Genomic DNA, 9,037 nt, shown 5'->3' on the forward strand with positions numbered 1-9,037 from the left:
CCCTTATTTTATTATTGGATATTTACACTTAATAGAAACTTTACAGTTTCCAGTAAATTTCAATATATTTACACCTCTTTTTAACCTAATCCACTTTCTATTAACAATATTAAATCTATTCTCTCCATTGTCGTTTAAAACAGTATAGTACAAATTATCTATTGTTATTTTTTCATTTAACTCTAATCCAATTATGATTAAACTATCTTCTTCATTATCACTAATACTAGCATTTCTAATAGTTATATCTTCCTCTTTTAAACATTCAATATCAATTACTGGAGCATATTCTTCATCTACATTAGATATATTATTTAGTTTAATTTCCCTTGTATCCTTGACGGTTATTGATTTCTGAAAGTTTCTATATGCATAATTTGTATACGGCTGAAACTCTATTTCCAACACACCATAACCTAAGTGATTAAATTTTTTAGTTATTTTTTTCATTTTAAAATAATAAACATTTTCTATATTATCTTCACTAATAAATTCTTTAAATTCTGAGGTTGTAAGCCATCTACATATATCTTCCAATATGTAGTCATTCCACACTTCTGGATTATTGTATTTATCAACTAAACATATCATTACTGTAACAGTTTCTACCTCAGATTCATCTGAAAAATAGTATGGGTTATTATTAAAATTAGCTTCCGACTTCAAAGGCTCACTATAAGACAATCCATAGTTATTCAAAATATCAGAATCCATAGTTACTAAAATCACACCATTATCTCTATTATATCTTCCATTAAAGTAAAAATTTTCTGAATTAAAAATAATACTCATCCTCCTCATTGTTATTTATAACAATACACCCATCAAATAATAACATCTTATTTTTCAACCTATCAGATATATTTGAATCAATTTTATTGTTGTTTTGTTCTATATTTTTATAATAAGAACTTCTTGAGATGCATAAAAACTCACATAAATGATTTATCGAAGGAAAGTTTATTTTTTTACCATTTGGAAATACCAATATTTTTTTACTGGAGTTGATTTCAGATGCTTGAGTGCTAGGATTATAATTACAAAGCTTTAATTCTGCTCCTATTTTTAAATATCTGCATATAGTGCTAATGTTTAAATTTAATATATGTCCTATTTTTTTAGTACTTCTAGTTCCATTATTCCATAGTTCCCATGCTTTAACACATAGACTATTCTGACTTTCTTCCCATGCTTTATTCCAGTCTATATTACTTAAATCTAATATATTCCCTAGTGACTTAGTAATATTTTTTTTTAACCAAGCCAACTCAGAATTTCTACAATCTATGACTATATATTTTTTTTCTTCTATTCCATTTTCTATAGCTAATTCTTTTTTAAATTTATCATTGATTTGTTCTTCTTTTAGACTTCTGACTTTATTTTTTACACCTTTTCTAAGCATTTGTTCATAATGTTGTTTGCCATGTGTTTCAATTATTATGTTTAATTTATTTATATAAAAATCATATCTTATATTGTTTGTTATCCATAAAAAATTTAAATTCGATGGCTGTGTAATGAATTTTAAATTTAACTGATTTAATATACTAGACATAAATTTTTCTGGTACTGAAATACCATCTGAACAATATTCACAATTATAATTATCTTTATTTGAGAACTTAGATAGAGTTTTTGGATTACTACTAATTTTATTGCATCTGGGACATTTGAGATAAAATCTTTTATTTGAATTGGCATAAATTAATTTAGGATTAACATTATTTTTATGTTCATCCATATATATTAAATTTGCTATATATTTATTTTTATGTAGAATTGAATTTTCATATCTTTGACAACACTTCGGGCATCTTTGACCTGTATTTATAAAATTATTTGCATTTACTTCATATATGTTACCACAGTACTTGTGTTTTATTTGTATAAAAGGATTATATACTATTTTTCCATTTGGTAAATTTTCTCCAGCTCTAAAACTTTTTATGTATTCATATTTCCCATCTTTTTCTACCTCGTATCTATATCGGGATTCTATTTCTTCATATTTACATTTTTTACACTTAAACATTTTATCGTATCTTATATTATGCCATTTTCTGTTTCTTATAAGGTTTCCACATTTACATCTCCAATTATGATTATAATCTTTTCCAAAATAAACATTATCAATTAATTCTAAATACTTATTTATTAAATGGTTTACTTCTTGCTTACTCATTCCTTTTCTTATTTTTATATCTTTCAGACCTATAAAAAATCACCTTCTTTCATTTTTTTAAGTTCAAATCCGATTAAAATTATATTTAAACGTAAAAAAATAACCCCTACTCAATTAGGAGTAGGGTAATTCACTATTTCTTAGATTTAACATCCTTTTCGTCTATTAATTCAGCACCTAACATAGAGGCCATTCTAACAGGGCTAACATCTTCATTTCCAACAAATGCAAATGTTACATATTCTTTATTTTCATCTGGTAAAACATCTAGTGTCATATTAAATCCAGATGGATTTTCAGCAGTAAGATTTAACTCTATACTTCTTTGTGCTTTTGCATTTGGAATAGTCATGTATAATACCATATATTCACCATCAGCAGTTTTAGCCATAACATCTGCTTCTACTACATAGTTTGGAGCAGTAGATTCTTCTTTTATTTTTATAACTTTTGCTTTTGGTAACTCTTCTAAATAAAATACTGCTACCTTATCTCCTGCATTAAAATCAGCAGTAGATATTGTTATCTCTGTGTTAGAACCTGTTACAGTTGATGTAAACTGCAATTTCTTAACTAAAGATATACCATCTTTTTCAACACTATATACAGATATACTATTAGTAACTGGTTTTACATTTGCTAAAGTAACTTTCTTAGTACTATCAGAAGTTAATAGTTTTCTTTTACCAACCTTAGCAGATTCTTCAACCATATCAGAAGCTAATAGCATTGCCAGTTGTGGCATTTGTATTACCTCTTGCTCAAGTGCTAAACTACAAGTCACACTCCCATCAAAGGCAATGGCATTCGCACCTTTCGCTTTAGCATAAACTGATTCTGAATCTAATTTAAAGTTAAAAGCATTTAAATCTGCTGTATAAAAAAGTGGTTCTCCAGTTGTTTTATTTTTTACTATTATATTACTTGCATCTTTTATCGCAAATCTCATTATTTAATCATCCTCTCATTTTTACATAAAAATAACACTGCTATTTAACAGTGCTAGTTTGTATTTTTATTTCTTTAGACCAATGCTTAATCTTATCTGCCTCAACTTGGTATTTAAATGACCTTGCAAATCCCAAACTTTCATCATAATTTTTAAATTGTATCTTGGTCTTGTAGACGTTAATCAATTGCCAATAAGTCATTTTTAGAATAACATCTATTGGTACATATCCATCTATGTTTTGAACTACATTTATATAATCACATAGATGATATGCTTCCTTTTCTCTTTTTTTTCTTTCCTTTTCTTTGAAGTGTTCAATTAACTTTCTTTCTCTCTCAGAACCAGTATTTTCGATCCATTTATCCTCATCATTTTCAAGATTTTTTTTATCAATACAAAACATCTCTAAAATTAAATCTGATACTAGTCCAAAATCTTCTCTACTTATAAAAGCATTTTTCTTTTTATCTTCTGATTTGATTAAAATACCAATTTTAATATTATTCATATACTCAATATTTCTAATGTCAGTCTTATATAATATAGATAAAGATTTTTTTATTTTATCACTAAGTAATTCAACTTTCTCAGAAGAGTTTTTCCTTGATGTTAACATCATTAAATCTAAGATGGGTATAGTGTCATATTTACATTTTAGTTCAAATGATTCCTCGTTACATAGCTGAGAATAACTCTTCTCAAGTATTAAAAACGGGTTGACCATCTCTAAATTAGCCATATCTGAATTAATAAGCTCTTCAATAGTAGGTTGATATATAGTTCCTAGTGTTTCACCTAGTTTAATTGGAAGTCCTGTAATATAGTAATTTTCTAACATTACATATCACCAAAACTTTCAGCAGATACAGTTATTACAAATCCATTATAATCAGTACTTAAATTATACATTTGATATACATTTTCTAACTTAATCTTACCTATACCAGCTATTTCCTCATTTTGAGTTATTATATCGACTATGCAACACATCAACGCAACATCTCTTAGGCCATTTGCCGTATCTTGGCATTCATCATGACAGACAACACCAATTTCTATCTTTGTTTTTTTAACTGTCCTACTTCCCTCAGAACATGGTCTATACTCTGACATAATTATGAAAACTGATATATCTGCTTCTTTTAAGACTTTTTCTACTCTTCTATTTAGAAATACTTTCTTGTTTCTAAGCTCTTTAACTGGATTTTTTATATCAGGCATGGATAGAATATCTTCTTGGCATTCATCATTATAAATCATAAATTTAGCGAAGTCTTGATTTGACATTAGAGTTGTTCCAATATTTGAAATTAACTTGTTAGGGAAATCCATATAAACTAATAATATCTACCCCCTTAGCATTATCTTTTTAGTATCTATTATTTCATTTGTATCTTTATCTTTAGCTAATAGCAGTACTTCTAAGCCAGAATATTTAGCTAGTGTGTTAGATTGTAAGACGCACAATTTCTCATCTTGATTAATTATGTTACAATAGTTATACTGCTTCTCTAAGAGCCACTCAACACCTTGAGCATGGTCTATAGTGTATTCATTTTCTTCGCCTAGATTAATAAATTCTTCACCCATAATCTTACTAAATGGGATAATTACATTATCATTTTCAGATAACTCATTATAAGCAATATTATTTATTGTATCATCTTTTGAAATTAAAGCATCTTGTAAACATATAGCTTTAATAAGTCCATCTGAGCCTGTTTCTCTGCCATTATACTCAAAGTCATTTACCGATGTAACTCTAAATACAGTTTTACCAGTTAACATTATTCTAGTGTCAATATCTATAGTTTTAGTTATATGATTACTTCCAAAATAAAGTTGTCTTTTTGTATCTGCTACAGATGTATATTTATTATCTGCCATACCATCAGAATATAAAGTTAAGTTTTCTACTGAGAGAGGAATTTTATATGTCTGACCTTTATACTTATAATTAAAGAATTGATTACATCTTTTTATTATAAAATGCTTATATGTATCCATTTCTTTATGTTCTTTAAATATAGTCAGCCAGTAACAATTATCATAAAAAAGATAACAACCTACATCTACATTTAAATCCGATTCAACTAATAGATTTTTTTCATCTAGTGACCTTTTATCATTATTAGTTATATCATTAATTGCAACTATAGCTCTTTTAGTATCTTCTGTTATACAAACTTCATCTATATCAGTTATAGGTACTTCAATACAGGTTGGTGTTTCTTTTAAATATTTCTTAAAACTTAATCTCAGTTGTAATATTCTTTTTTCTTTAGGAGTTGAGCATCCTAGTCCAATTCTTTTTTTATAATTACTAATATAACTATTCAATTTTATCCCAACCTTTAAAACCTTTATATACATATCTTGTCTTGTATTTGGCAAGTTGCTCTCTAATTTGAACTTCTAACAAACAAAGCTTTGCTAACATATTAGCACCAGACTTAGTATTATAATCTGAGTCAGTTAACATCTGTTTTAAATTTTCTTCTCTAAGAATCTTAGGTTGAAGCCACCAAATCATCATTCCATAAGCTAATATAATTATTTCATCTAAATTAAGGTCTGAAATTATTTCTCCTAGATATTTACTCTTAAATAAGATTTCTTCTTCTGTTTCTGTTTCAAAGGTTATTATACAGTCTTCTTCTCTAAACTCTACAATATAATCTTTATTGATTTCATACTCTTTATCTGTATATTTTCCTATTAGTTTTATTTCTGCAAATTTATTATTATATTCAATAATAAATTCCAATTGGTCAATTGGAATTGTAATACAAGACTCTTCTTGTCCTATTATAGACAAATCTTTTCTACATTCATAAAAATCAAATGTAGCCTTTTGAAGATATGAATACATCATATCCTCAATTATTTCCTCTTCAAGTAATAGCATCTCTTCATCATTTATTAGAGAAAGAAATTGCTTATATATCTCTTTTACTGGCGTAGCCATATCATCACCACTCTTTTATAAAATAGATGATGTATAACACCACCCTAATCCTCAAATAAGCTTTGTAAGCCTAGTCTAGTAGCTATTAAACGTTCCTTATAATGAGAATCAAACTTACCCTTTTTATATAATTCGATTACTCTTGAGCCTAAACACTCTATTAAACCATAGTTAGCTTTTTCAACTATATTCATAAATCTATCATTATCTAATTTTAATAATATATAATTTATGTAATCTAAATCATACCCACCTAGACCTTCATAAACATCTTTTAAACTTAAATACTCTAATATATCCTCAACAGTATAATAATCACTATCAACATCCACTATAGTTATAAGATAGTTTTCAAAATAACCTCTATGTTTGTTTGATATTTCATATAAGTCAGATAGTATAATAAATGTCTTTTCTCCCACTTTATTCATTTCAAAGACTAATCTTTCATCTCTATCTCTATATAAAACTGTTCCAGTATCTAAGTTCATTATCTCTACTTCTATTTCATCTTTGAGTTTCCTCAGTTCATTTCTTAATTCTTTATATGTTTTTTTAGAAGTTTTTATTTGTTCAACTTCCTCTGAAACATCTTTTTTTGTCTTAGCAGCCATAAAAAAATCTCCCTTCTAAATAATATTATTGTATTTTATACATTCCAAATTTAGAAGCAACAACAACACCTAAATGCATTTTTCTTGACATGAACATCTCTATTTGTTGGTCATCTCTAGCTATTCCATCAGTATTTTCTATTATCATTGTGTCACCTTCAAATCCTAATTTGATTATCTTCTCATCATTTGGTATAACATATAAAATACTATTACTTAATGCCCATTTATCTCTTTCAGCATCATAATAGTTAGGTAATTCTATTACAGGTGTTCCACTAAAGTTTTTAACATAACCAAAATTTCTTTTGTCATCTTTATCTAAGTCAGCTCCAACACCTTCTATATTTCCTACTGCTTCTGGAGTTCCATATATAGCAACAGATTGTCCAGTAGCACCTTTTACTTTATTAACTATTTTCTTTAAGTCCTTATCTGAATAAGCGGCACTAGTTTTTAAATTAGTATGCACAGATGCATAAGCCCCTTCCATAGTAGATGCTATTGCCTCTGCTATATGATGTTGGAATGTAGAAGATACTCTGTCTACCATTTCAGACCAATCTATTCTTCCAGCTATAAATCTATCAAACTCTTCATATATAGCTATTGCTAATTTAAATGCAGATGTAGGAACTTTTTTACCTAATAGTCTTTGTCTTCTTGTACTATTTTTACCTTCAGCTATATTTGCAATTCTTAATAAGTCTGTATTTTTAACTGTAAATTCTTTTTTATTGCCTAAATCAAAGTTTTCCACATCACAAAAATCTGAAAATGCTTCTTCAGTTAATCTATTTACTTTATCAGTTATTGTTTCAGATAATATTTGAAATATCTTATATTTATTTTCAAAGAACGTATATTGTCCCCACTTACCTCCGCATATATCTATTATTTCTTTTCTTAATGCATCCTCACACTGAGCATAATTTTTTACTTTTCCGTTTAATATATCATTTGATAAATCTTTTAATGCTATTATATCTATAGCCATCTTTTTTCCACCTTTCTTTAGTCATTTTTCATTTTTAAAAAACTGTCTCCAGTTCATCTATTTGTTATTACATAAAAGATACATATACTGATTCTTGTCCATTGAAACTATATAATTCTTCAACTTTTGCAACTACTGCACCTGTAGTTTTCTTTGTAAGCTTATATGTATCTGCTTTAAGTTCTAATCCATCTCCAACGGCTACTACACCATCAAAATGTTTTTTAGCTAATGTCATACATAACCCCCTATGAGGTAATCTAACTCTATCTATTTCATTTGCTTTTAATTCATAATCTCTTTCATCTAATCTTTCATCATATTGAAGTGCAACACTGTCTAAAATTCCAAATCTGCATCCTTCTGATAACTTTTCTATTTTATAACAATCATTTCCTAGCTCTGAATCGACTAAGCCACCTAATGCAACTATTGCACCATTTTCTAGTACATCACTTCCATTTTTTGCTGTTACAACATCTGGGTACTTGTCTATATCACAGTTTAATATCGCTTTATCTGCCATTTTTATATATCTCCTTTTTTATTTTTTTTCATAAAAATAAACACTACTTATTTGAGTGTTTTTTTAATATTTGTTCATATGATTTTGTATTTTTATTTTCATCTTCTAATGTAGATGAGTAATTTATTTTTGCTTCTTCAAGAAGTTCTTCTTTTTTATCTCTTGTACTAAATTTCTTTGTGTTTTTCTTTAACTTAGCATAATCAAGTAAACTTAACTCTTTTCTTAGTTCCTCTAAAGATAGTTCTTTGTTTATAGCAGATTCTTTAAAAGTCTTAACCTCATCCTCTGTTAATGAACTAAATTCTGAGATAACATTAGAAATTTTTTCTTTATATTCTTCCATTTCTTTATCGGCTTTAAATTCTCTTAAGTTTTCCAGTTCTTCATTTAAATTTTTTATTTCAGTCTCTTTTTCATTAAATTTCTCAAGGACTAAATCTTTTAAAGTATCTTCTTTAGAAAAGTTTTCTATGACTTCCCCTTCTTTTTTCTCTCTCCACTCTTCTATGTATGATTTTTTGTTTTCATAATCTAAAACAACATCATCTCCATCTATAGAATATGATATTCCATAATAATTACCATAGTTGGTGTTATCCTCTAAGATAGCTATTTTTTCTTCAGGTAGAATAGTTCTTAAATAATATTCTCTTGTTGTGTATTTACCTCCCCAGTAAGGGTCTTCAACCTCAACCATCTTATTTTTTAATTGACTATTAATAGAAATTCTTATATTTTCTGTTGATAGTCCATAGTTTTTACTTGTACTCAATATATCTTCCTCCTTTCCTT

Annotated in this window: 11 protein-coding genes; all 11 read right to left on the reverse strand. The window is 27.3% G+C overall.

All coding sequences use genetic code 11. The features are described 5' to 3' along the window. Positions 1 to 3 precede the first annotated feature (3 nt). Complete coding sequence (locus IC213_RS18820; protein ID WP_227863443.1) at positions 4 to 792, reverse strand: phage tail domain-containing protein; 789 nt, start codon at positions 790 to 792, stop codon at positions 4 to 6. Further along, positions 776 to 2,185: a hypothetical protein gene (locus tag IC213_RS18825; RefSeq protein WP_227863444.1), complete on the reverse strand. Its 1,410-nt coding sequence runs from the start codon at positions 2,183 to 2,185 to the stop codon at positions 776 to 778. Before IC213_RS18825 ends, IC213_RS18820 begins: the two co-directional genes overlap by 17 nt. Before the next feature lie 133 nt (positions 2,186 to 2,318). Further along, a complete protein-coding gene (locus IC213_RS18830; RefSeq protein ID WP_227863445.1) occupies positions 2,319 to 3,134 on the reverse strand; it encodes a hypothetical protein in 816 nt (271 codons plus the stop codon). Between the two features lie 40 nt (positions 3,135 to 3,174). Continuing rightward, complete coding sequence (locus IC213_RS18835) at positions 3,175 to 3,975, reverse strand: hypothetical protein (protein ID WP_227863446.1); 801 nt, start codon at positions 3,973 to 3,975, stop codon at positions 3,175 to 3,177. Beyond that, entirely contained in the window at positions 3,975 to 4,469 is a 495-nt protein-coding gene (locus IC213_RS18840) for a hypothetical protein (protein ID WP_227863447.1), read from the reverse strand. Before IC213_RS18840 ends, IC213_RS18835 begins: the two co-directional genes overlap by 1 nt. Positions 4,470 to 4,484: 15 nt before the next feature. Further along, positions 4,485 to 5,477, reverse strand: coding sequence for a hypothetical protein (locus IC213_RS18845; RefSeq protein WP_227825367.1), 993 nt, complete (start codon positions 5,475 to 5,477; stop codon positions 4,485 to 4,487). Further along, complete coding sequence (locus IC213_RS18850) at positions 5,470 to 6,105, reverse strand: hypothetical protein (RefSeq protein WP_227825366.1); 636 nt, start codon at positions 6,103 to 6,105, stop codon at positions 5,470 to 5,472. The genes IC213_RS18845 and IC213_RS18850 overlap by 8 nt, the downstream gene beginning before the upstream one ends. A gap of 44 nt (positions 6,106 to 6,149) precedes the next feature. Next, a complete protein-coding gene (locus IC213_RS18855; RefSeq protein ID WP_227825365.1) occupies positions 6,150 to 6,719 on the reverse strand; it encodes a hypothetical protein in 570 nt (189 codons plus the stop codon). 25 nt (positions 6,720 to 6,744) lie between these two features. Beyond that, positions 6,745 to 7,716: a hypothetical protein gene (locus IC213_RS18860; protein ID WP_021383027.1), complete on the reverse strand. Its 972-nt coding sequence runs from the start codon at positions 7,714 to 7,716 to the stop codon at positions 6,745 to 6,747. A 67-nt stretch (positions 7,717 to 7,783) separates the two neighbouring features. Beyond that, on the reverse strand, positions 7,784 to 8,242 hold the full coding sequence (locus tag IC213_RS18865) for a hypothetical protein (protein ID WP_227863448.1): 459 nt from the start codon (positions 8,240 to 8,242) through the stop codon (positions 7,784 to 7,786). 43 nt (positions 8,243 to 8,285) lie between these two features. Continuing rightward, complete coding sequence (locus IC213_RS18870) at positions 8,286 to 9,017, reverse strand: hypothetical protein (RefSeq protein ID WP_227863449.1); 732 nt, start codon at positions 9,015 to 9,017, stop codon at positions 8,286 to 8,288. Positions 9,018 to 9,037: the final 20 nt, after the last annotated feature.

The sequence above is a fragment of the Clostridioides sp. ES-S-0049-02 genome, from assembly GCF_020658465.1.
Classification (GTDB): domain Bacteria; phylum Bacillota; class Clostridia; order Peptostreptococcales; family Peptostreptococcaceae; genus Clostridioides.